This window comes from Flexivirga oryzae (assembly GCF_014190805.1).
Classification (GTDB): Bacteria; Actinomycetota; Actinomycetes; order Actinomycetales; family Dermatophilaceae; genus Flexivirga; species Flexivirga oryzae.
Genome location: NZ_JACHVQ010000003.1, coordinates 398,262 through 420,119 on the forward strand (window position 1 = coordinate 398,262; position 21,858 = coordinate 420,119).

22 protein-coding genes are annotated in these 21,858 nt (G+C 69.2%); 13 read left to right on the plus strand and 9 right to left on the minus strand.

The features are described from left to right. The first annotated feature begins 114 nt into the window (after nucleotides 1-114). The 6 genes from FHU39_RS18785 to FHU39_RS23870 all read left to right on the plus strand — a co-directional run bounded on the left by FHU39_RS18785 (nucleotide 115) and on the right by FHU39_RS23870 (nucleotide 6,795). Nucleotides 115-834, plus strand: coding sequence for a hypothetical protein (locus tag FHU39_RS18785; protein WP_183322223.1), 720 nt, complete (start codon nucleotides 115-117; stop codon nucleotides 832-834). Nucleotides 835-967: 133 nt separating this feature from the next. Next, nucleotides 968-1,735, plus strand: coding sequence for a dienelactone hydrolase family protein (locus tag FHU39_RS18790; protein ID WP_183322224.1), 768 nt, complete (start codon nucleotides 968-970; stop codon nucleotides 1,733-1,735). A 107-nt stretch (nucleotides 1,736-1,842) separates the two neighbouring features. After that, the gene (locus tag FHU39_RS18795; protein WP_183322225.1) at nucleotides 1,843-2,514 is read left to right on the plus strand and encodes a TetR/AcrR family transcriptional regulator; all 672 of its coding nucleotides are present in this window, start codon (nucleotides 1,843-1,845) and stop codon (nucleotides 2,512-2,514) included. After that, nucleotides 2,511-4,142, plus strand: a complete 1,632-nt coding sequence (locus FHU39_RS18800; protein WP_183322226.1) for an amidohydrolase — start codon at nucleotides 2,511-2,513, stop codon at nucleotides 4,140-4,142. Before FHU39_RS18795 ends, FHU39_RS18800 begins: the two co-directional genes overlap by 4 nt. A 16-nt stretch (nucleotides 4,143-4,158) precedes the next feature. Continuing rightward, on the plus strand, nucleotides 4,159-5,520 hold the full coding sequence (locus FHU39_RS18805) for an APC family permease (RefSeq protein WP_183322227.1): 1,362 nt from the start codon (nucleotides 4,159-4,161) through the stop codon (nucleotides 5,518-5,520). A gap of 102 nt (nucleotides 5,521-5,622) precedes the next feature. Then, nucleotides 5,623-6,795: a peptidoglycan-binding domain-containing protein gene (locus tag FHU39_RS23870; protein ID WP_221185681.1), complete on the plus strand. Its 1,173-nt coding sequence runs from the start codon at nucleotides 5,623-5,625 to the stop codon at nucleotides 6,793-6,795. Between the two features lie 66 nt (nucleotides 6,796-6,861). Here FHU39_RS23870 and FHU39_RS18815 read toward each other — a convergent pair whose 3' ends face one another. The 4 genes from FHU39_RS18815 to FHU39_RS18830 form a co-directional block, all read right to left on the minus strand. Continuing rightward, nucleotides 6,862-8,241 (minus strand): NAD-dependent succinate-semialdehyde dehydrogenase, encoded by a 1,380-nt coding sequence (locus FHU39_RS18815; RefSeq protein WP_183322228.1) that lies wholly within the window; start codon nucleotides 8,239-8,241, stop codon nucleotides 6,862-6,864. Nucleotides 8,242-8,349: 108 nt separating this feature from the next. Beyond that, nucleotides 8,350-9,849: an APC family permease gene (locus FHU39_RS18820; protein ID WP_183322229.1), complete on the minus strand. Its 1,500-nt coding sequence runs from the start codon at nucleotides 9,847-9,849 to the stop codon at nucleotides 8,350-8,352. Between the two features lie 48 nt (nucleotides 9,850-9,897). Further along, a complete protein-coding gene (locus tag FHU39_RS18825) occupies nucleotides 9,898-10,626 on the minus strand; it encodes a cache domain-containing protein (protein ID WP_183322230.1) in 729 nt (242 codons plus the stop codon). Further along, nucleotides 10,623-11,432, minus strand: a complete 810-nt coding sequence (locus FHU39_RS18830) for a FadR/GntR family transcriptional regulator (RefSeq protein WP_183322231.1) — start codon at nucleotides 11,430-11,432, stop codon at nucleotides 10,623-10,625. The genes FHU39_RS18825 and FHU39_RS18830 overlap by 4 nt, the downstream gene beginning before the upstream one ends. Before the next feature lie 111 nt (nucleotides 11,433-11,543). On the opposite strand from FHU39_RS18830, the gene FHU39_RS18835 reads away from it, so the two are divergent. From FHU39_RS18835 to FHU39_RS18855, 5 genes are read left to right on the plus strand one after another with little or no spacing between them, the layout of a single operon-like run. Further along, entirely contained in the window at nucleotides 11,544-13,028 is a 1,485-nt protein-coding gene (locus FHU39_RS18835) for a heterodisulfide reductase-related iron-sulfur binding cluster (protein ID WP_221185682.1), read from the plus strand. 1 nt (nucleotide 13,029) lies between these two features. Continuing rightward, on the plus strand, nucleotides 13,030-14,553 hold the full coding sequence (locus FHU39_RS18840) for an FAD-binding oxidoreductase (RefSeq protein WP_183322232.1): 1,524 nt from the start codon (nucleotides 13,030-13,032) through the stop codon (nucleotides 14,551-14,553). Beyond that, complete coding sequence (locus FHU39_RS18845; protein WP_183322233.1) at nucleotides 14,550-14,885, plus strand: hypothetical protein; 336 nt, start codon at nucleotides 14,550-14,552, stop codon at nucleotides 14,883-14,885. Before FHU39_RS18840 ends, FHU39_RS18845 begins: the two co-directional genes overlap by 4 nt. A 36-nt stretch (nucleotides 14,886-14,921) precedes the next feature. Further along, complete coding sequence (gene cobT / locus FHU39_RS18850; RefSeq protein ID WP_183322234.1) at nucleotides 14,922-15,962, plus strand: nicotinate-nucleotide--dimethylbenzimidazole phosphoribosyltransferase; 1,041 nt, start codon at nucleotides 14,922-14,924, stop codon at nucleotides 15,960-15,962. Beyond that, the gene (locus FHU39_RS18855; RefSeq protein ID WP_183322235.1) at nucleotides 15,962-16,729 is read left to right on the plus strand and encodes an adenosylcobinamide-GDP ribazoletransferase; all 768 of its coding nucleotides are present in this window, start codon (nucleotides 15,962-15,964) and stop codon (nucleotides 16,727-16,729) included. Before cobT ends, FHU39_RS18855 begins: the two co-directional genes overlap by 1 nt. Nucleotides 16,730-16,751: 22 nt before the next feature. Here FHU39_RS18855 and FHU39_RS18860 read toward each other — a convergent pair whose 3' ends face one another. Further along, entirely contained in the window at nucleotides 16,752-17,276 is a 525-nt protein-coding gene (locus FHU39_RS18860) for a bifunctional adenosylcobinamide kinase/adenosylcobinamide-phosphate guanylyltransferase (protein WP_183322236.1), read from the minus strand. Further along, entirely contained in the window at nucleotides 17,273-17,809 is a 537-nt protein-coding gene (locus FHU39_RS18865; protein WP_183322237.1) for a 2'-5' RNA ligase family protein, read from the minus strand. Before FHU39_RS18865 ends, FHU39_RS18860 begins: the two co-directional genes overlap by 4 nt. 106 nt (nucleotides 17,810-17,915) lie before the next feature. On the opposite strand from FHU39_RS18865, the gene FHU39_RS18870 reads away from it, so the two are divergent. Further along, nucleotides 17,916-18,290, plus strand: coding sequence for a carboxymuconolactone decarboxylase family protein (locus FHU39_RS18870; RefSeq protein ID WP_221185683.1), 375 nt, complete (start codon nucleotides 17,916-17,918; stop codon nucleotides 18,288-18,290). A gap of 28 nt (nucleotides 18,291-18,318) precedes the next feature. Here FHU39_RS18870 and cysK read toward each other — a convergent pair whose 3' ends face one another. Beyond that, the gene (gene cysK, locus FHU39_RS18875) at nucleotides 18,319-19,254 is read right to left on the minus strand and encodes a cysteine synthase A (protein ID WP_183322239.1); all 936 of its coding nucleotides are present in this window, start codon (nucleotides 19,252-19,254) and stop codon (nucleotides 18,319-18,321) included. A 167-nt stretch (nucleotides 19,255-19,421) separates the two neighbouring features. On the opposite strand from cysK, the gene FHU39_RS18880 reads away from it, so the two are divergent. Further along, on the plus strand, nucleotides 19,422-19,799 hold the full coding sequence (locus tag FHU39_RS18880; RefSeq protein ID WP_183322240.1) for a RidA family protein: 378 nt from the start codon (nucleotides 19,422-19,424) through the stop codon (nucleotides 19,797-19,799). An 11-nt stretch (nucleotides 19,800-19,810) separates the two neighbouring features. Here the strand turns inward: FHU39_RS18880 and FHU39_RS18885 are convergent, their stop codons facing one another. Then, on the minus strand, nucleotides 19,811-20,380 hold the full coding sequence (locus FHU39_RS18885; protein ID WP_183322241.1) for a carboxymuconolactone decarboxylase family protein: 570 nt from the start codon (nucleotides 20,378-20,380) through the stop codon (nucleotides 19,811-19,813). Further along, a complete protein-coding gene (locus FHU39_RS18890) occupies nucleotides 20,377-21,777 on the minus strand; it encodes an MFS transporter (protein ID WP_183322242.1) in 1,401 nt (466 codons plus the stop codon). Before FHU39_RS18890 ends, FHU39_RS18885 begins: the two co-directional genes overlap by 4 nt. Between the last annotated feature and the right edge of the window lie 81 nt (nucleotides 21,778-21,858).

Consider the following 21,858-nt stretch of genomic DNA (forward strand, 5'->3'; position numbering starts at 1 on the left):
ACGCGGAGGAGCGGGTCGACCGACCCCGCGAGTCTCGAGATGTATCAGCGCCGACGCCGGCGTCTCCTCCCTGATGCGCCCTACCCCTGGGTGTCCCCGACAGAAGGAACAACCATGACTACTGCCCGATTCACGCTACGCCACCTGCAGTGCCGGTCCACCACGGAGAGTGGCCACGACGAGGTGTACTTCAGCACCGCCGTGGTCCGCCGATCCGGGGCCGCGAAGCCGACCACGGACAAGGCCACGATCGGCCCGACCGCGGCGCAGCACGCCAACGCGGGCGGGCCCGGCGGGGATCGAACCGCCTGGGACGTCAACGATTCCGGGTCCTTGTCGGATCAGTGGCCGAACGTCGACATGTTCGACGTCGCGGTGGCGCCCGGTGAGATCGTGACGGTCACGGTGACCTTCAAGGAGAGCGACGGCCAGAACCTCGGCGATCAGGAGAAGGAGGCGGCAGCAGCCACTGCGGCGGCCCTCGTGGCCGTGACCGCCGCGTTCCCGGCGACCGCGGTGGTGACGGCGCCGGTCGGCCTGGCGCTCGCGGCACTGACCGGCGTGGGGCAGGCCTTCAAGAAGTGGTTGACCAACGACGACGACGTACTCGGTAGCGTCGGATTCACCCTGGAGAGCGGCACGGGCGGTGCGCTCCGCGTGACACAGGTCGACCTGGACCCGGGCAGCCGGCTGCTCAGCTCCGCCAAGGTGCGGCAGCCCGCCTGGGTCGTCGCCGGCATGTTCGGGGCGGGATCGAACTATGCGTTCACCGTCGGCGTCGATGGTGCGCTCTACGACACTGCCGCCGCTCGCGCCAAGGCGGCCGGCTTCTGAGGCGGCAGCCGACCTGGCGCCGGGTCGGGGACGGGTATGCCGCCCTCGGCCCGGCGCCGTTGTCGACCCTGCGAGAGCGCCGGCGCAGCGAAATCGACTGGAGCCAACCGCCCGCAGGCTGGTAGGCAATCCCATGAACACTTCACTTTTCACCTCCGCGACCACCCGCGACGGAGTGGTCGAACGGGACTTCGTCGTGGGCGAGGTCCCCGGCGTCCTCTGGTCGCCGGTCGATGCATCGCCCGGAACACCGCTGGTCCTGATGGGCCACGGCGGTGGCCTGCACAAGCGATCACGCGGCCTCGTCGCACGCGCTCGCGAGGCCGTCCTGCGTGACGGTTTCGTGGTCGCCGCCATCGACGCCCCGGGCCACGGGGACCGGCCACGGTCCGCCCAGGACCAGCACTGGGTCGACACGATGCTCGCCGAACGCGCGGCGGGACGCTCCATGGCGGCGACCATCGCCGACTACAACCGCTCGCTCGTCGAGCGCGCCGTGCCGGAGTGGCGGGCGGCGCTCGACGCGCTGCAGGAACTGCCCGAGATCGGGTCCGGAATGCCGATCGGTTACTCGGGCATGACGCTCGCCAGCGCGATCGGCATACCGCTCGTCGTCGCCGAATCACGCATCACCGCAGCAGTTTTCGGCGGTGTCTTCGTGTATGACGACATCACGATCGCCGCTCGTCGCGTGACGATCCCGATCGAGTTCCTGCTGCCGCTGGACGATCCCGAGATCGACCGGCAGTCCGGCCTGGACCTCTTCGACGAGTTCGCGTCGGAGGACAAGACGCTGCACGCCTTCCCGGGCAGCCACTTCACCGTGCCGGTGGAGCGCGTTGACACCCGCTTCTTCGCCCGGCAGTTGCGCCCCGGAGGGCCGGCCACCACGACGCACTGAGGCGTCGATCCCCCTGCGGTACGGCCGTGCAGCCGTGCCGGCCCTTGACGAAACTAATGGCATTAGTTTTAATGGTGTGGTCCAGCTCACATCCGAAAGGTGATGCCATGGCTCGTCGCAGTGGTCGCCCGTCGACCGCGCTCCTGTCCCGGGACGGCATCGTCGACTGCGCCTACCGGCTGATGCGCGAGGAACCCCTCGACCGGGTGTCGCTGGCACGCATCGCCGCCGAGCTCGGCGTGCGCACACCGTCGCTCTACAACCACGTCGACGGCTGGGACGAACTGCTCAACGGCGTCCGTGGCCGGGTCATCGAGCAGTTCGACCTGTCCGGGTTCGGTCACCAGCCGTGGCGGGCGGCCTTCGAGCGCTGGATCCGCTCCTACATCGACGCATTCGCGACCCTGCACCCCACGGCATGCGCCGCCATCGCCGTCCTGCCGATGAAGGCACACCCCGCAGCCATGGCCATGTACGAGGTGGTGTGCACGGCGATGCTCGAGCAGGGACTGCCCGACGACGACGTGCTGCCGATGCTGGTGGCGATCGAGTCGTTCGCGATCGGGTCGGCGCTCGACCTGCGCGCGCCCGACCTCTACACCGCGCCGGACGCCCCCGACCGCTATCCGAACTACTACCGCCTGTTCACCGACGGCGACGGCAACCGCCGGGAGCGCTCCGTCGCCGCCGGTGTCGAGGCGTTGCTCGACGAACTGGCCATCCGGCTCGAACAACCGGAGCCGGCCGCGACCGCCGGCACGACGAGGGAGACATCATGACGCGCACCGTGATCACCGGGGCCAAGATCTTCACCGCGGACGGCGCCGGCTCCTGGAGCCACGCGATCGCCGTGGACGGCGACCGGATCGTCGCGCTCGGCGACGCGGCGCTGGCCCGCACGGACGGCGCCGACACGGTGATCGACGCGCGCGGCCGCCTGGTCGTCCCCGGGTTCCAGGACGCCCACGTCCACGCCCCGTTCGCGGGCAACGACCTGCGACACGTCTGGCTCAACGACACCGAGGCAACCGCGGACGCCTACCTGGCCGCGGTCGCCGACTACGCCCGGGCGCACCCGGACGAGGAGTGGATCGTCGGCGGCGGGTGGTACATGGAGGCCTTCCCCGGCGGCACCCCGCACCGCGACCTGCTCGACGCCGTCGTGCCGGACCGCCCGGTCTTCCTGATGAACCGGGACGTGCACGGCGCCTGGGCCAACTCGAAGGCGCTCGAGCTCGCCGGGCTGGACCGCTCGACGCCCGACCCGGCGGACGGGCGCTACGAGCGGGACGCCGACGGCGAGCTGACCGGCTGCCTGCACGAGGGGGCGGCATACGCCTTCCGGGACACCGTCGCACCGACACCAACCGTCGACGACTGGGTGGACGGCATCCTCACCGCGCAGACCTATCTGCACTCCCTCGGGATCACCGGATGGCAGGACGCGTGGGTGACCCCGCAGACGCTGCAGGCCTACCGGCGCCTCGCCGCGGACGGCCGGCTGACCGCCCGCGTCGTCGGCGCCCAGTGGTGGGAGCGCAGCGAGGGCCTGGAGCAGATCGACCGCTTCGTCGCGCAGCGCGACCTCGGCGCACCGGGTTTCGACCCCAGCCGGGTGAAGATCATGGTCGACGGCGTCCTGGAGAACCACACCGGTTCGCTGCAGGAGCCGTACTGCGACGGCTGCGGCGGCTACCTGATGTCCGCCGACGGGCCCAATCGCGGTCTGACGTATGTCGATCCGGAGATCCTGAAGCGTGCCGTCACCGAGCTGGACCGGCTCGGCTTCTCGGTGCACATGCACGCCATCGGCGATGCCGCGGTACGGCGCTGCCTGGACGCGGTCGAGGCGGCCCGGCTGGATCACGGGTACCGCGACACCCGGCACCACATCGCGCACGTGCAACTGGTGCACCCGGACGACGTGCCGCGCTTCCAGCAGCTCGGCGTCACCGTGAACGCGCAGGCGCTGTGGGCCTGCAACGACCGGCAGATGACCCAGCTGACCCTCCCCTACCTCGGCGCGGAACGCTCCGGCTGGCAGTACCCCTTCGGGTCACTGGCAGCCGCGGGCGCGACCCTCGCCATGGGCAGCGACTGGCCGGTGTCGACACCGGATCCGCTCGCACAGATCGAGGTCGCGGTCAACCGGAAGGACCCCGGTGACCGCGACGCCGCACCGCTCCTGCCGCACGAGGCCCTGACCTTGTCCGGGGCGCTGCGCGCCTTCACCGCCGGCAGCGCCCACATCAACGGCGACGACGACGCCGGCCGGCTCGCCGTGGGCCGCCGCGCCGACCTCGCCGTGCTCGACCGTGACATCTTCACCGACCCCACCCGCGTCGCCGATGCCCACGTGACCCTGACGATGGCCTCCGGCCGCGTCGTCCACACCGCACCCGCATGATGCAAGGGACCCGACCATGACCGAATCCACCGCCGCCGCGCCGCCCGGCGCGGCGACCGAAGCCCCGCACCTGCGCCGTGTGCTCAAGGTGCCCTCGCTCGTCCTCTTCGGGCTGGCCTACATGGTGCCGCTCACCGTCTTCACGACGTTCGGACCCGTCGACAAGATCACCGACGGCCACGTGCCCGGCGCCTATGTCCTCACCCTGGCCGCGATGATGTTCACCGCGATCAGCTATGGCCGGATGTCACGCCGCTACCCGGTGGCGGGCTCGGCATACACCTACACCCAGCAGTCGTTCGGCGGCAGTGTGGGCTTCCTCGCCGGTTGGGCCCTGTTGCTCGACTACATCCTGCTGCCGATGATCAACTACCTGGTGATCGGGCTCTACCTGAACGAGTCCTTCCCCGCCGTGCCCCAGGCCGTCTGGGTCATCGCCGCGATCGTGCTCGTGACGGTGCTGAACGTGCTCGGCATCAAGTCGGTCGCCCGCATCAACTTCGTGCTCGTCGCCGCGCAGGCCATCTTCATCGTAGTGTTCGTCGCGCTCGCCATCCGGTTCCTCGTGGGCGGCACGCTCCCGTCGATGTCGGCGCCGTTCGTCGACTCCGGGACATCGTTCGGTTCACTGGCGACGGGTGCATCGGTGCTGTGCCTGTCCTTCCTCGGATTCGACGCTGTATCAACGCTTTCGGAGGAGGCCCGCAACCCGAGGAAGGACATCCCGCGAGCCATCCTGGCGACGACGATCGCTGGCGGGGTGGTCTTCATCCTGCTGTCGTATGTCGCAACGCTCGTGGTGCCCGACTGGCACTCGTTCACCGACGTCGACACCGCATCGCTCGACGTGATGAAGGCCATCGGCGGCGCGGCGTTCACCTCGTTCTTCACCGCCGCCTACATCGGCGGCGCATCCGCGTCGGCGCTCGCCTCCCAGGCCTCCGTCTCCCGCATCCTCTACACGATGGGCCGCGACCGCGTGTTGCCCGAGTCGTTCTTCGGCCGGCTGAACCCGCGGTTCGGCTCGCCGGCGAACGCCGCCGTGCTCGTCGGGGTGATCTCGCTCGCGGCACTGTTCATCTCCCTCGACGTGGCCGCGTCGATCATCTCGTTCGGTGCACTCGTGGCGTTCTCCTGCGTCAACCTGAGCGTCATCAAGTCGCACGCGATCGACGGCCGGGACTGGCGCGGCCGAGCCCTGATCCCGCACATCGTGCTGCCGGTGATCGGCTTCGCGCTCACCGTGTGGCTGTGGACGTCGCTGCCGAAGGACTCGCTGATCGTCGGCCTGTGCTGGGCCTTCGTCGGCGCGTGCTACCTGCTGTGGCTCACCCGGCTGTTCCGCCGGCCCACCCCGACCATGGAACTGGCGGAGTAGGCCGGGCCGCGACGGGCTGTATCAAACCCGCGATCGGACCCTCCTTCTCGGTATCCGGCCACCGGCAGCGCTGCACCGCGGCGTTCACGCGAGGAGATCACCATGTCCGACCAGACCGTCACGCCACCCCGTCCACGTCGGGGCGCCATACCCACGCCGCGGCACGTGCTCGCGGCGGCGAGGGCGTTCGAGCCGCCGGTGGCAGCGCCGCCGCAGTTCTTCACCCGGCCGGCGCAGATCTCCATGTGGGGCAACGACGTCCACGGTGACTGCGTCACGGCCGAGGAGGCGTTCGCCAAGGCCTGCCACGACCCGGAGATCTTCATCACCGACAGCGAGGCGATCGGCTGGGCGACCGGGCACGGCGTCCTGGAAGGCGCGTACCTGCCGGATGTGCTGACCTGGATGGAGCACGACGGCTTCCGCCGCAACGGCACCGTGTATGACGACGGCGGCCACTCCAGCGTGGACTGGACGAACCCGTCCCGCCTGCACGGCGCCATCGCACAAGGTCCGGTGAAGATCGGCGTCGCGGCGGATCAGCTCGAGGACGCCTGGCTGAGCACCGGGGGGCAGAACGGCTGGTTCGCCACCGGCTTCCACCACGACGACAACGAGGACCACTGCACCTCGCTGTGTGGCTACGGCACGATCGGCTGGCTCGCCGCGCAACTCGGCGTGAGCGTGCCGGCATCCGTCAACGCCGGCGCTGCGGGCTATGCGATGTTCACCTGGAACTCGATCGGCATCATCGACCACCCGTCGATGGTCGCGATCACCCAGGAGGCGTGGGTGCGTCACCCGACGACCGTCACCGTGGGGACGCTGCAGCCGTGGCCCGTCCTGCATCAGGGCGCGGGCGGGCATCCGGTCCCCACCCTGCAGCACCTGCTCAACGCGCACGGCGCGAAGCTGGTCGCGGACGGTGCGTTCGGTCCGCTCACCGATGCCGCGGTCCGCCACTACCAGCACAGCGCCGGGCTCGCGGTGGACGGCATCGTGGGGCCGAAGACCTGGCAGCACGTGATCGTCACCTGCAGCCTCGGCAACCACGGCGATGCGGTCAAGGGTGTGCAGGTGGAGATCAACTACCGCAACCTGTCCGGCAACCCGGCCACCTACCTGGCCGTCGACGGCGTGTTCGGCCCCAAGACCGACCAGGCGGTGCGCGGCTTCCAGCAGAGCCTGCATGCCGACGTGCCGACCGTCGTCGTCGACGGGGTCGTCGGCCCGATGACCTGGCAGGGCCTGGTGAGCGGGATGCTGGCCGGCTGAATCTTCGGCTTCGTGATGCCAAGCGCGCGTCATAGCGCGCGCTTGGCATAGCGGGGAGCTGAGGACCTACTGCTCCACGTAGAACAGCCGCTTGTTGAGGAACTCCTCGATGCCGAGCGGCCCGAGCTCGCGGCCGAAGCCGGAGCGCTTGGTGCCGCCGAACGGCAGGTCGGCGCCCTCACCGGCGGGGGTGTTGACGTTCGCCATACCGACCTCCAGGCGGCCGGCGACCTTGCGGGCGCGGTCGACGTCGGTGCTGAACACCGCGCCACCCAGCCCGTAGTCGACGACGTTGGCCAGCTCGACCGCTTCGTCGTCGCTGCCGACCTGGTAGACGACGGCCACCGGCCCGAAGAGCTCCTCGGTGTAGGCGCGCATCTCGGGAGTCACCCCGGTCAGCACGGCGGGGGAGTAGTAGGCGCTCTTGCCGTCCGCCAGCTCACCACCGACGTGCAGGGTCGCGCCCTTGTCGACGGCGTCCTGGACCTGTTCGTGCAGGCGCTCGGCCGCGGCCCGCGACACCATCGGCGAGTAGCTCTTCGGCGAGTCGTCGCCGGGCTGCCGCGGGGTGGTCTTGGACGCCAATTCGATGAGCTGGGAGACGAATTCGTCATACACGCCGTCGGCGACGATCATTCGCTTGTTGGAGTTGCACGCCTGCCCGACGTTCTCCATCCGCGTCACCCATGCGGTCTTGGCCGCCGCGCCGACGTCGTCGCTGTCCAGGATGATGTAGGGGTCGGAGCCGCCGAGTTCGAGCACGACCTTCTTCAGGTTGCGGCCCGCGGTCTCCGCGACGGCCCGGCCGGCCCGCTCCGAGCCCGTCACCGACACACCCTGCACCCGGTCGTCGGCGATCATGTTCGCGACCTGCTCGTGCGTCGCGAACAGGTTGACATAGACGCCGTCCGGGACGCCGGCGTCGCGCATGATGCCGGCGATGGCCAGCGCCGAGGTCGGGCAGTTCTCGGCGTGCTTGAGCAGCACCGTGTTGCCCGCGACGAGGTTGGGGCCGGCGAAGCGGGCCACCTGGTAGTAGGGGTAGTTCCACGGCATCACGCCCACGATCGGGCCGATCGGGAGGCGCTCGACGTATGCCGAGTCGTGGCCGGGCAACGGTGTGGGAGCAAGGAGTTCGGGGCCGTTGTCGGCGTAGTAGCCGAAGATCTCGCCACTGAACTCGGCCTCGCCCACCGCCTGCGCGGGGCGCTTGCCCATCTCGGTGGTGATCAGCGCACCGAGCTCGGTGGCCCGCTCGGCGAAGAGCTCACCGACCCGTTTCACGACGGCGGCCCGCTCCTCGATCGGGCGATCGCGCCACTCCCGGAACGCGGCCGCCGACTTCGCGACCGCCTCCTCGATCTCCGCGTCGGTTGCGAAGGGGAAGGTCTGTCCCACCTCGCCGGTCACGGGATCGGTCACCTGGTATGTCGGGGTTTGCGGCATGGGTACCTCCGGGAGCTGGATCGGTTCAGTCTCGATCTTACGAACTGCAGCGGCGGCCGAGGAGGCAAGCCGGAAAACCTACACGAAGCTGCGCGTCCGGGACCGTCCTCAGGGTGCCGGCTCGGCAGCCGGCTCGGACGATGAGGCTGCGTCGCCGTGTGCGATGTCGTCGCGGCGGGCGTACGGCTTCGCCGCCAGCATGTACGCGAGACCGATGGCGATCACGACGCACGCGGACAGCAGCACGATCCAGTTGTCGTACCAGGGCACGTCCGGGGTGCGCGGCCACGCCATGTTGATCGCGGCCAGCACCTGGTAGGTGAACGCGGCGATGTTGACCGCGAGACCCCACCGACCCATCGTGAACTTGCCGGACGGCTTCCAGCCGCGCAGCCGGGCACGCAGCGCGGCGAGCACCACCATCATGAAGCCCAGGTAGATGCCGAGCGACGCGAACGAGATGATCTTGGTCAGCGCGTCGGCGGAGATCTTCGATCCGATGATGATCAGCGCCGGCACCAGGGCGGCGAGCACGAGCGCGTACGGCGGGACGTGCCGGCTCTGCGAGAACCGGCGGAACAGGTGACTCGCCGGCATCATGTCGTCGCGCGAGTAGGAGTAGACCAGCCGGCTGGCCGCGGCCTGCAGGCTGAGCGCGCAGGAGAAGAACGAGATCAGCACGACGCACATGACGATCCGGAAACCGACCGTCCCGAACGCGTCCTGGAAGACCGTCGACACCGGGTCGGCGTCCTTGCCGGAGATGACCGCCCCGAAGTCGGGGACAGCCAGGACCAGCGCGAGGGTGATGAACAGCGACGCAACACCGCCGATGTAGATCGTCATCCGCATGGCCCGGGGGATCTGGATGCCGGGGTTGCGCACCTCCTCGGCGACGTCGCCGCACGCCTCGAAGCCGTAGTAGAGGTAGACGCCGATGAGCGCCGACGCCAGGAACGCCGAGGTGTAGGTGCCGGTGCCCGCCGTACCCATCGAGTCGAACAGCACCCCGAGGTTGTGGTGCCGCTCGGTGATCAGCAGCCAGCCGCCGACGACGACGGCACCGCACAGTTCGGCGGCGAAGCCGAAGAACGCGATCTTGGCCAGCAGCTTCGTCCCGCCGAGATTGACCAGCGTGACGATCGCGATCAGCACCAGCGCGCACAGGATGGTCACGTTGGCGGAGGGGTCGATACCCAGCAGCATGGCGACGAACGGGCCGGCGCCGTAGGTCACGCTCGCGATGGTGACGATGAGCGCGCACATGTAGATCCAGCCGGTCATCCACGCCCACTTGCGCCCCCACAGCCGCCGGGCCCAGGGATAGACGCCACCGGACACGGGGAACTGCGCGACGACCTCACCGAACACCAGGGCCACCAGCAGCTGCCCGACACCGGCGATGACGACGGCCCAGATCATCGGTGGGCCACCGGTGGCCAGTGCGAACGCGAACAGCGAGTAGATGCCGACTACCGGGGACAGGTAGGTGAAGCCCAGGGAGAAGTTGCCCCAGAGGTTCATGTCCCGCTTGAAGTCCGAGGTGTACCCGAGTGACGCCAGGTGAGCGTCGTCGTCCTCGTGCACGGATGTCGTAGGCGATCCCATGGAAACTCCTCCGCAGAGCGACGAGTGGGTCGGCCAAAACTAGCCGGATTAAACCTCTGATGTCAATGGTTTTGCGACGTCCTGCCACACCCGCCACGGCAGGTCGGTCAGCTGCGTCGCCGTCACGGACGTCGGCGTCGCGGGAGCCGCGAATCGGTCACCCTGGACCCAGCGCGGACAGTTCGAGAGCACCACCCGGCCCTCCGGGTTGGCCACGAGGATTCCTGTGTCGGAAGCGAACTCGGCGATCAGCCGGCGTTCGAACGCCGGCGCGGACACGTCTGCGCCGGCCACACCGACGAAGACGTCGCCGGACATGACGGGCACCGTGAAGGTCAGGATGTAACGGCCGGTGCCGTGCACATCGACATACGGACCCATGATGTGCCGACGACCCGACCGGTGCGGCACGGCGAACCACTCGGTCCCGGCGTAGTCGTAGAAGCCGGGGCTGTTCTGTTTCAGGTCGACCGCGAGCCCGACGGGGGCGGCCTGCCCCGGCTCGGACTGCCACCACTCCAGCCGCAACGGCTGGTCGGCGAGCAGGTCCGGAGCGACGATCAGGCCCAGACCGACGATCACGCCGGTCTGCGCCGCGAGGTGGTCCTGGATGAACGGTCGGAGCGTCGAGATGTCCTCGGCGCACGGCCGTCCGCTGGACGCGACGACCTGCTCGTACAGCCGCACGGACCGGGAGCGGACCGTCTCCACGACCGCGAAGACCTGCTCGGCTGCCGCGGCAATCACGTCCGCCACCGGCTGCACCTGCGGCGTCATGGCGACACCGTGAGAGGTGCCGGGGAGGCGTCGTCGGCGGCCTGGGAGGCCGGGCGCTGCCTGCTGGTGAGCATGGCCAGGTGTCGCTCGACGAGCCACGACGACTGCATGGCCAGGGTCTCCTCCGTCCAGGAACGGGCCAGGTTCCCGTCGCGTGCGGTCAGGGCGGTCACCACCTCCCGGTAGCCCGTGGCCACCTTCGCCGCTCGTATGTCGGAATCGCCTGCCGGCCAGGGGAATTGCGCACATTCGGCCTGGATGTCAATCTCCGCGAGCGTGAGGCGGACCGACTGGGAGGACGCCGCCATCTCCACGCAGAACCGGGTGTCGAGCCGCCGCCGATCGCTCAGGTCACCGGCGGCATCCAGGTTGTCGACGATGTCGGAGAGCCTGCCCAGCTCCGCCTCCGAGGCACGGATGGCCGCGAGCCGGGCGGCGGCGCCACAGGTGGCCGAGTGGGCGTCCGACAGCTCGCGCAGATCGCTGGAGTCGATCTCCTCGAGCCGGCGGCGCGACAGGTCGTCCAGCACCGCTGGGTCGACGTGCACGAAACTCCCGCCGGACCGGCCGCGCCGCGTCTGCACCAGGCCACGGTCGCGCAGCTCTGCCAGCGCGTCACGCAACGTCATCGTCGAGACGTTGAGGGAGTCGGCCAGGGCCGTCTCCGCCGGAAGTTGCTCACCGTCGGCGAGCAGCCCCAGATGGATGGCGCTGGTCAACCGGCGCACCACGGCCTCACTACGAACCAATCCGTCGTCGAGCGGTGCGAACACCGCGCGGCGAGCGTCCCCTGACAGTTTCCGCATCGAGGTGCCTCCTTCACCGCGTAGTATCCACCACTCTAAAACCGTAGATATTAGATGTTTTAGCGACTAGAGTCGGGCGGGTCGAAGCCCTGCGAGGCAAGGAGCGATCCCGTGACCGAGCTTTCCGACCGGACACCGCGCGAACCGGATGCACTGGATGAACCGTTCACACCAGGGTCGGCAGCGGCCGCCGCACTGGGACTCGAAGCGTTCGGGGACACGGTGGGTTCGGGGCCGCCGACCCCGTCCGATCCGAAGACACGAGCGTTCGTCGAGCAGTGGCGCAATGCGTCATACAACTGCTTCTCCTCCGGTCACAAGTTCTGCCGCGAGGTGTGCCCGGTGACCCAGGTCGCCCGCAATGACTCCTGGACCCCGACCGCGTTCCACGCCAACGTTGTCGCGCTCGAACGCGGCGAGTTGGAGGTCGAGGACATCGCCGCCGACTACGTCAACTGCACCCAGTGCGGAGCCTGCGAACTACGCTGTCCCAACACGCTTTTCACCGGTGACTTCTATCGTTTCCGCACCCGGACGGTCGACGTGGTGAAGGCGGTGCGCGCGCTCGCAGTGGACAAGGGGATCCATCAGCCGGGTTGGCAGACCTGGAACGAGCGCACCAACGACCGCACCCACGAACCGGTGCTCGGGGACACTCCGGTCAGCCAGGAGAAGGTGCGCGACTGGGCGCACGGCCTCGACCTGCCGATCGGCGGGGAGACGGTGCTCTTCGTCGACTGCGAGGCGGCCTTCTACCGGACGTCGGTGCCGCGTGCCGTCGCGCAGATCCTGCAGTCGGCCGGTTACGACTTCGGGCTGATGCAGGAGCAGTGGTGCTGCGGTGGTCCCGCGGCGGAGATGGGGTATGTCGAGCAGGCCCAGCGGTTCGCGCGGCACAACCTGGACGACTGGCGGGCATCCGGGACCAAACGGATCCTGGTCCTCGACCCGCACGACTACATCAGTTTCACCGAGGATTACCCGAAGTACTTCGGCGACGAGTACGACATCGAAATCGTCCTGGTCATCGAGGTTTTCGCGCAACTGATCCGCGAGGGGAAGCTCACCCCGAGCGTGCCCGTCGACCGCGCCATCACCTACCACGACCCGTGCCGGCTGAACAAGCGCAAGGGCATCTGGCAGGAGCCGCGGGAGATCCTGCGCGCCATTCCTGGGCTGCGCTTCGAGGACGTCGACCGCGTCACCCAGTGGTCCTACTGCTCCGGCGGCGGTGGTGGGCTACCGGTGGAGAAACCGGAGCTGACCGCTGCGATCAGCGGCCTGCGCCTGGAGAAGGCAGCGCAACTCGACGTCGACACCCTGGTCAGTGCCTGTCCCTGGTCCGAGCGCCCGCTCACCGCGGCTGGTGACGAGCAGGACATCGACGTGCTCGACCTGCACGAGTTGCTGGCCGAGTCACTGGGCATCAGTGTCGGCGGCTCGCGCGGCGAGCTGGGCGACAAGCGCCTCGCCGAGGAACGCAGCGGCGTACCCGGCCGGGCCCGTCGGACCCGCGGCACCGGCTGTGGTGGTGGGAGCTGCGGCGGAGGCGGCTGTGGTTGCGGCAGCGGCGGCTGCGGATGCGGAGGGCACTGAGATGACCATGACCACCTCGGCGCTGGACGAGGTCGTCCGGGCGCTGCACGGCGTGCTGCGGGACGACCAGATCCTCACCTCGAAGACCGACCGCTACAACCGCGCCCGGGTGCCGGCGCCGTTCCCGGTGCACCTGTGGTCGGAGCGGCTGCCGGATCTGGCGGTGCTGCCCGACACGACCGACGAGGTTTCGGCCGTGGTCCGGATCACGAACGACCTGCGCGTTCCGGTCGTGCCGCGGGACGGCGGCACCGGCCTGACCGACGGAGCCTCGCCGTTCCGGGGCGGGATCGTCGTCGACCTGAAGGCGATGAACAAGGTGCACTCGCTCGACCTGGACAACCGGACCGTCACCGTCGGCACCGGCATCAACATGCTGAAACTGAACGAGCAGCTCGCACCGCACGGACTGTTCTACCCGGACGACCCCGCGTCATACCCCTGCTCGCTGGTGGGCGGCCGCATCGGCACCAGCGGCTGGTCGCTGATCGGGTCGCGCTACGGGCACACCCGCGACCTGGTGCTCAGCTTCGACCACGTGCTGCCGACCGGCGACGTGATGCACGTGGGCGACGGCGGCGGACACCAGATCAGCAAGTCGTCCAGCGGCTACCAGCTCAAGCACCTCTTCATGGGCCACCAGGGCACCCTCGGGATCGCCACCGAGGCGACGCTGAAGCTCTTCCCCAAGCCGGAGGCGGAGCTGTCCCCGTTCTGGGCGTTCGACAACTACGACGACGCCTACCGGTGCGTCGGCGCGCTCGCCCGCGCCGGTGTCGCGACGTTCGCCGGCGCGGTGCTCTTCGACGAGTACAAGGTGGCCTACCTGCGCCGCGACGACGAGGCGTACATCCCGCAGCCGGCGGACGTGCGCGCGCTGGTGTGCGCGGTGATGTACGGGTACGAGGACGAGGTGCGTGCCGCCGGGCGCCGCCTGTTCCGCATCGCGCAACAACACGGAGCCCGTTACCTGGGCGACGAGATCTCCGAGGGCGACTGGGCCGCCAGGCACGACCGCTACGCGACACCGCTGCACGGGCGCACCAAGGACGGCCAGGTGATCCCGATGAGCTGGCACTGCGAGGACGCCGCGGTCAACTACACCAACCTGCCGGCGGTGTCACGGGAGTGGCACCGGATCGTGGCCGAACTACGCCGCAAGACAGACATTTTCGATGACTGGGGGATGTTCTGCTACACGTCCGGCAACACCGGTGTCGACTACCTGACCGAGATCGACGTCGGCATCTGGGAGCAGCGGTTGGACGACGAGGCGTGGGCGCTGTGGGTCGGCGCCAAGCGGGACATCGCTGCGGCAGCGCTGGCACACGGTGGGTCGATCAGCACCTGTCACGGTTCGTGTCGCGAGGGTGAGGTCGACCTGGTGCCGCAGGAGTTGGGTCGCGGTTTCGACGTGATGCTCGACATCAAACGCACCCTCGACCCGAACAACATCATGAATCCCGGGAAGTACCAACTGGATCGGGCGTATGACGACCGCGGTGTCGAAGGAGTGGGCCGATGACGGATCAGAACGGCGCACGCCCGGAGGGTCGGACCGCCGCGGCGGCCTACCGCTACGCCGAGCAGATGACCCCGCCGGCACCGGACCGGGCAAGTGACGTCGCGCAGGAGACCTTCCAGCACGTCTTCGAGGTCGACCCACGGCTGATGGACACCCACGTGCTGCAGCAGGTCTTCCCCAACTGGGACACGCTGCGCATCATGCGCAGCCGGCACGACCACCTGGACTGGATGCACGCGCACTTCGCACGCAAGGTGGTGGCGGGTTCGCAGCTGCTGGCGGAGATCTCCGCCGAGGGCGGCGGGTCCCCGGAGGAGACACCCGACGGCTGAGTGCAGCCGGCGGGGCGGATCGGATAGGAATGCACCATGCCTTCGCTGTCCGCGCCCTCCGCCGCCATCCGTGCCGAAGCCACCGAACGGTTGGCCGCCCTGGCCACCCCACCGGGTGCCCTGGGCCGACTCGGCGAGATCGGCGTCTGGGTCGCGGCCTGCCAGGGTCAGGTGCCGCCACGTCCCCTCGACAACGTGCGATTGGTGATCTTCGCCGGTGACCACGGTGTCGCCGCACACGGTGTCTCGGCGTTCCCGGCGGCCATCACCGGTGCGATGGTGCGCACCTTCCTCTCCGGCAGAGCCGGCGTCAACGCCCTCGCCCGCGCACACGACGTCGCGGTCCGAGTGCTGGACATCGGTGTCGCAGAAGACTTCCCGGACATTTCGGCGCAGCAGCGGGCCGCGCTGACGGCATACAAGATCCGCAGGGGAAGCGGCGCCATCCACCTCGACGACGCCCTGAGCGCCGACGAGACGGAGGCGGCGCTCGCCGCCGGGGCTGCTGTGGCCGGCGAGGAGATCGCGGCGGGTGCGCAGCTCCTGATCAGCGGCGACATGGGGATCGGCAACACCACGCCGGCGGCCGCACTGGTGGCCGCCGCACTGGGCCTGCCCGGTGCGGAGGTGGTCGGGCGCGGCACCGGGATCACCGACGAGGGCCTGATGCACAAGGCGGACGTGATCGACGCCGCGCTCGCCCGTGCCGGCGACCGCACGCTCAGCCCGATCGAGACGCTCACCGCGCTCGGCAGCGCCGACCTCGCCGCGACCACGGGATACCTGCTGGCAGCTGCACAGCACGGCATACCAGTGCTGTTGGACGGCCTGATGAGTGTGGCGTGCGCGCTGACCGCCGACCGGATCGATGCCGGCGCGTCCGCGTGGTTCGCCGCCGGCCACCGCTCCACCGAACCGGCACAGTCCCTCGCGCTCGCGAAACTGGGGCTCGAGCCGCTTCTGGACCTGGGACTCCGGCTCGGTGAGGGCTCGGGAGCCGTCGCCGCTGTCCCACTTCTGCGCAGCGCCGTGGCGCTACTGCGCGACGTCGCCCTGCTGTCCGAGCTCGAAGCCTGATGTTGCTCGACGCCTGGCGTCTCGCCGTCGGGACGCTGACCGCCGTTCGCGTCCGGCCCCCGGCGAACGTGGATCGCCGCACGGCCGGCACCGCCATGGTCATCGCACCGCTCGCCGCCCTGCCGCTCGGAGCAGCCGTCTCCGTCGTGGCGCTGCTCGGGCACTGGCTCCACCTTTCGACGTTGGTCACCGCGCTCCTCGCGGTCGGCGCCGTCGTCCTCGGAAATCGCGCCTTCCACCTGGACGGGCTCTCCGACACGGTGGACGGTCTGGCGGCGTCGTTCGATCGCGAACGGTCCCTCGCGGTGATGAAGACCGGCACCTCCGGGCCCGCAGGGGTTGCCGCCGTCGTCCTCGCGATGGGCTTGCAGGCAGCCGGTCTGGCAGCGCTGTTCGGGCGGAATCACTGGTGGCAGGCGGCGATCCTCGCCGGACTCGTGGTGTGTGCGTCGCGTGCGGCACTCGCGATGTGCTGCGTCCGTGGCGTGCCACCGGCCCGCCCGGACGGTCTCGGGCACACCTACACCGAGACGGTTCCTGTGCCCGTGGCCGCGCTCGTCTGGGTGATCGTTGCGGTCGTGCTCGCTGCCGCGGGCGGCTGGGCCGGGCTGGCCTGGTGGCGCGGCGCCGTCGCGGCGGTGCCGGCGCTGGTCGTGGTGGGTGTCGTGCTGCGCCGGGCGGTTCAGCGGTTCGGCGGGGTCACCGGTGACGTGTTCGGGGCGACCGTGGAGCTTTCGCTGGTCGCTCTCCTCGTGGCGCTGTCCTGAGCGGTATGCCGGCAGCGGCCCCTCACAGCACCAGCACTCGGCCGGCGACGACGAGGTGCACCTCGTCGCACTCCGCGGCGATCTCCTGATTGACCAGACCGAGCAGGTCGCGGAAGAGCCGGCCGGAGCGATGCGCGGGCACCACTCCGAGACCGACCTCGTTGGTGACCAGAACAACCTGATCCCGTTTCGCCAGTGCGGCTTTCGCGTCATCGAGCAGAACCCGCACGGCCATCGTCGCGGCCTCGCTCGACGCGTCCCAGAGCGAGCGCTCGTCCAGCGCAGCGGTCAGCCAGGTCCCGAGGCAGTCCACGACGACCGGCCCCTCGACGCCGAGGGCTGCCACCAGGTCACGGGTCTCGAGGGTGACCCACCCGGCCGGTCGGCGGCGGCGGTGCTCGGCGATCCGGGCGGCCCAGTCCGGGTCGGCGTCCTCGGCCGGCGTCGGCCCGGGGGCGACATACGTGACGGATGGGTACTGCGCCAGCAGGGCCTCGGCATGCCGGGACTTGCCGGAGCGGACCCCGCCGGTGATCAGGGTCTTCACGCCGACTCCTCCGTGTCGTCATCCAACGGAAACGACTGCAGCTGACGGCAGTCGTTGTTGGCCCACCATTGCAGATCGATGCGGTCCACCCGGACGGTGACGGGAAGCAGGTGCGCCACTCGTGCCCGCACCGCGGCGAGCGTGACCGTCGCGGAGCGCTGGTCGAGGGTGAGATGCGGTGCCACATCGGCGAACTCACCGCCATACGGAGGGTATGCCGGAAAGGCTGCCGCCAACCGCTTCGTCAACAGGCGCACCTCCCCGTCGGGCTCGGGTCGCAGGTGGATGAGGCCATTGGGGAACTCGTCGAGCGCGTTGAGCGTGACCTCGAAACAAGTTGTCGTGGAGGCGATCTCGGCGAGTGCTCCAAGATCAGCCGGCGCCGGGTCAGGGACCCATGGACCGAGCACGGTGATGTGGGCGTGGGCGAACCGTGCGTCGGTCGAGACGAAGGACGGGTCGTAGAACCGGGTGCGTTCGCGCACGACCTCATCGAGCGCAAGCACTGGTATGGCGAGCACGGTGTGGCCCATGCGGACCACCGTAGAGCGGGCTGCCCGGCCGCACTGCCGGAGGCCCCGGGCGTAACGTCGAACGTAGACGGTCTTCCCGTTGCAGAAGTACGTGAACTCAGGCGGTTTGGGCGCCGACCTGCTGGCGATCGTCGATATCCGCGCCTCGCAGATCAATCGCTGTGCGTGGTGCCTGGACATGCATACTGCCGACGCGCGCAAGGCAGGTGTCGAGCAGCGCAAGATCGACCTGATCGCCGCATGGCACGAGGCTCCCGCTCTCTTCACCGAGCGCGAGCCGGCTGCGCTGGCGCTGACCGAGCAGGTCACGCTGCTGCACCACGAGGGCGTAACCGATGACGTGTGGGCGCGTGTGTCGGCCGTCTACGACGAGAAGGAGACGGTGCACCTGCTGATGGCGATTGCGGTCATCAACGTGTGGAACCGCATGAACGTCACGGCACGCACCGACCTGCCCCCGGAGCCCGCCACCGCCGGCTGAGCTCCAGCGACGAACCGAGCGGCCGGGCTCAGGACCGCACGTGGTCGAAGAGCTCGGTGGACAGGTAACGCTCGCCGGTGTCGGCGAGGATGCCGACGATCGTCTTGCCCGCGAGCTCCGGGCGCCGGCCGAGGCGGCGCATCGCTTCCAGCACTGCGCCCGAGGAGATGCCGACCATCAGGCCCTCGGTGCGCATCGCCTCGCGGGCCACCTCGATGGCGGTGTCCTGCGGGATCCGGACGACCTCGTCGATGAGCTCCATGTCGGTCGTCGGTGGGATGCCGTTGCCGCCGGTGATGCCCTGGATCTTGTGCGGCTGCCATTCACCGCCGTTCAGCACCGGTGCCTCGTCGGGCTCGACCCCGAACACCTTCACGTCGGGGTTCACGCTGCGCAGGAAGCGGCCGGTCCCCGACAGGCTGCCGCCCGTCCCGGTCGAGCCGACGATCGCGTCGACGGTGCCGTCGGTGTCCGCCCAGATCTCCGGGCCGGTGGTGGCTTCGTGGATCCCCGGGTTGGCCGGGTTGCCGCCCTGCCCGGACAGGAACGCGGTGGGGTCGGCCTCGATGATCTCGCCGGCCCGCTGGTTGGCGCCCGCCATACCATCTGCTCCCGGCGTGAACTCGACCTCGGCACCCAACGCCCGCAGCAGCATCAGCCGCTCCATGGACGAGTCGTCCGGCATCACGATCACGACCCGGTAGCCCAGTGACACCCCGACCCAGGCGAGCGCGATGCCGGTGTTGCTCGAGGTCGCCTCGACGATCGTCCCGCCGGGCTTCAGGCGCCCGTCGGCCTCCGCCGCGCGGATGATCGCGAGGCCGGTGCGGTCCTTGACGCTGCCGAGGGGGTTGAAGTACTCGAGTTTGGCGAGCAGACGCGCCGGGTTGTCCGTCGCGAGGCGGCCGAGCGCGAGCAGCGGGGTGCGACCGACGACCTCGGTCAGGTTCTGGTAAACGGGCATCTGCGGACCTTGCGTCAGAAGGATGGGGATTACAGCCAATTATGGAACACCCGCGGACCGGGTTATCTGACACCCAGTGGGAGTGGGCGGAGTCAGCGGTGCCCGACGCCGACGGAGCGCTGTGGGAGGGTGAACCTCACACGTTCGCACGGAGATCGGAGCCTGGTATGACGCGCAAGGCCGTTGCCTCGGAGGAAGGCATCGCCGTCGGACCGTATTCGCACGGCATCGACGCGGGGCAGTTCGTCTTCCTGTCCGGGCAGAGCCCGATCGACCCGGAAACGGGCGCACTCGTCGAGGGCGGCATCACGCAGCAGACGCGTCGGTGCATGGACAACCTGCTCGCAGTGCTCGCCGAGGCCGGACTGTCCAGCGATGACGTGGTCAAGTGCAACATCTACCTGACCGACATGGCCGACTTCGCCGAGATGAACGAGGCCTACGCGGCCTACTTCAGCCAGCCGCGACCCGCCCGGACCACCGTCGCAGTCGCCGGCCTGCCGCTGGAAGCGCGCGTCGAGATCGAGCTGGTCGCTGCGCGGTGACCGGCGTGGGATCAGTCCGGCAGGTCGGTCCGCAGCACGCGCATCTGCAGCGCGAGCGTGGAGTAATAGCCCACCAGCACCAGGAGCTCGTATGCCGTGCGGGCGCCCAGCTCCGGCACGCAGCGTGCCCAGAGCCGGTCGTCCACATCCCCGGCGAGCATCGCCCGGGTCAGTTCCGCGACAGCGAGTTCCGCGGGCTCCAGCCCGTCCGGGATCGATCCGCTGTGTATTGCGTGCATCTCGGCGGCGGTGAGTCCGACGACCGTGCCGGTGGCCTCGTGCGCATGCCGCTCGAAGCCGCTGTGGTGGTGCGCCGCCACGAGCAGGATCGCCAGCTCCCGCATCCGTCCGCTGAGTGACGTCCGGTAACGGATCGCCGCACCCAACCGCTGCAGTGCGTCACCGACCGGCGGTGAGAGCAGGAACCCGCCGAACGGTCCCTGCAGCACGCCGTCCTCGTCGACCAGCTCGAACGCGCCGCCTTTGCGCGGTCCGGACACGATCGAGTCGTAGAGCGTCCGTTGCTCCGGGTCGAGGTCATCCGGCCGCAGTTGGGGCTGGCGGAGTGGTCCCGCGCTCACGCGCGTCCCTTCCCGGTGCTGACGATCGGGAGGTCCACCGCGAAGGCGGGGGTGCGTGCGCCGGGTGCTGCCGTCGTCCCTGGCCGCTCGCCCGCGGTGTGCTCGGGCATGAGGTCGCAGCCCGTGCGGTCCTTGACGGTCAGCGTGGCGATGAGGCTGATCGCGACGACGACGAACAGATAGGTGGAGACGGCGACCGTACTGCCGAAGTGGCCGACCAGCGTTTCGGCGATCGTCGGTGCGAAGGCACCGCCGAGTACGGCGCCCATGGCGTAGCTGATGGATGATCCGCTGAAGCGGATCCTCGCCGGGAAGATCTCGGCATACAACGCCGGCAGTGGCCCGGCGGTGATGCCTTCGATAGCAGCGAACACGATCAGTGACAGGAAGACCGGGCCCACCCTGGCGGTGTCGATCAGGAGGAACAGCGGGTAGATCAAGGCCAGCATCAGGACCCAACCGATCACGAACGTCCGACGACGGCCGATGTAGTCAGAGATCCAACCGGAGGCCCACGAGGAGACCAGCCAGACGGCCGAGCCGACGGTGATGATGTCGAGCATGGTGCTGGTGTGCAGTCCCAGCTTGTTCGTCGCGTAGCCGAGGACGAACCCTCCGGTGAGCATGTAGCCCGCGCAGTTGTTGCCCATGAAGACCAGCGTCGCCTGGATCGCCTTGCCAGGGTACTCGCGGAAAAGAGTTGTCAGTGGTGCGGATTCACTTTCCTTGGCTTCTTGGATCTGTTCGAAGACCGGGCTCTCTGCCACCTTCTGCCGGATGACGTGGCCGATGATGATCAGCACGAAGCTCAGCAGGAACGGCACACGCCAGCCCCAGCTGGTGAACTGGCCGTCGGTCAGTTTCCAGGTGAGCAGCGAGGTTGCGCCGGACGCGAGCAGCATGCCCGCAGGGACTCCCAACTGGGGGAAGGCGCCGAAGAAGCCGCGCTTCTTGTTGGGTGCGTGCTCGACCGCGAGCAGTGCGGCGCCGCCCCACTCGCCGCCGGCTGAGAAGCCTCGCACGATGCGCAGGAACATCAGCAGGATCGGTGCCCAGAGGCCGATCGAGTCGTATGTCGGCAGGAGCCCGACCAACGTGGTGCCCAGGCCCATCAGCAACAAGGTCACCAGCAGCACGATCCGCCGGCCGTGACGGTCCCCGATGCGGCCCATCACCACTGCACCCAGCGGTCGGAACAGGAAGCTGATGCCGACGGTCGCGTAGGAGATGAGGGTGGCGAGTGTGCCGCCGACCGGTTTGAAGAACGCCGGCCCGAGGACGAGTGCCGCGGCGTTCGAGTAGATGAAGAAGTCGTACCACTCGACGGTCGTGCCGATCATCGTCGCGGCCGCGACCTTGCGGCGTTCCGCGGCCGTCGTCGTAGGTGGGGTGGTCATGGTCTGCCCTTCGCCAGGAGATGCCGGTGTTCTGTGATGCGGATCATCGTTCTGTACAACGGATCATATTCTGATGGGAGG

Excerpts from the sequence above, each read along its gene's own strand:
- FHU39_RS23870 (WP_221185681.1), top strand. The coding sequence starts at position 5,623 with ATGTCCGACCAGACCGTCACGCCACCCCGTCCACGTCGGGGCGCCATA.
- FHU39_RS18855 (WP_183322235.1), top strand. The coding sequence starts at position 15,962 with ATGTTGCTCGACGCCTGGCGTCTCGCCGTCGGGACGCTGACCGCCGTT.
- FHU39_RS18785 (WP_183322223.1), top strand. The coding sequence starts at position 115 with ATGACTACTGCCCGATTCACGCTACGCCACCTGCAGTGCCGGTCCACC.
- FHU39_RS18840 (WP_183322232.1), top strand. The coding sequence starts at position 13,030 with ATGACCATGACCACCTCGGCGCTGGACGAGGTCGTCCGGGCGCTGCAC.
- FHU39_RS18880 (WP_183322240.1), top strand. The coding sequence starts at position 19,422 with ATGACGCGCAAGGCCGTTGCCTCGGAGGAAGGCATCGCCGTCGGACCG.
- FHU39_RS18795 (WP_183322225.1), top strand. The coding sequence starts at position 1,843 with ATGGCTCGTCGCAGTGGTCGCCCGTCGACCGCGCTCCTGTCCCGGGAC.
- FHU39_RS18815 (WP_183322228.1), bottom strand. The coding sequence starts at position 8,241 with ATGCCGCAAACCCCGACATACCAGGTGACCGATCCCGTGACCGGCGAG.
- FHU39_RS18790 (WP_183322224.1), top strand. The coding sequence starts at position 968 with ATGAACACTTCACTTTTCACCTCCGCGACCACCCGCGACGGAGTGGTC.
- FHU39_RS18820 (WP_183322229.1), bottom strand. The coding sequence starts at position 9,849 with ATGGGATCGCCTACGACATCCGTGCACGAGGACGACGACGCTCACCTG.
- FHU39_RS18890 (WP_183322242.1), bottom strand. The coding sequence starts at position 21,777 with ATGACCACCCCACCTACGACGACGGCCGCGGAACGCCGCAAGGTCGCG.
- FHU39_RS18825 (WP_183322230.1), bottom strand. The coding sequence starts at position 10,626 with ATGACGCCGCAGGTGCAGCCGGTGGCGGACGTGATTGCCGCGGCAGCC.
- FHU39_RS18865 (WP_183322237.1), bottom strand. The coding sequence starts at position 17,809 with ATGGGCCACACCGTGCTCGCCATACCAGTGCTTGCGCTCGATGAGGTC.
- FHU39_RS18800 (WP_183322226.1), top strand. The coding sequence starts at position 2,511 with ATGACGCGCACCGTGATCACCGGGGCCAAGATCTTCACCGCGGACGGC.
- FHU39_RS18845 (WP_183322233.1), top strand. The coding sequence starts at position 14,550 with ATGACGGATCAGAACGGCGCACGCCCGGAGGGTCGGACCGCCGCGGCG.
- FHU39_RS18805 (WP_183322227.1), top strand. The coding sequence starts at position 4,159 with ATGACCGAATCCACCGCCGCCGCGCCGCCCGGCGCGGCGACCGAAGCC.
- FHU39_RS18830 (WP_183322231.1), bottom strand. The coding sequence starts at position 11,432 with ATGCGGAAACTGTCAGGGGACGCTCGCCGCGCGGTGTTCGCACCGCTC.
- cobT (WP_183322234.1), top strand. The coding sequence starts at position 14,922 with ATGCCTTCGCTGTCCGCGCCCTCCGCCGCCATCCGTGCCGAAGCCACC.
- cysK (WP_183322239.1), bottom strand. The coding sequence starts at position 19,254 with ATGCCCGTTTACCAGAACCTGACCGAGGTCGTCGGTCGCACCCCGCTG.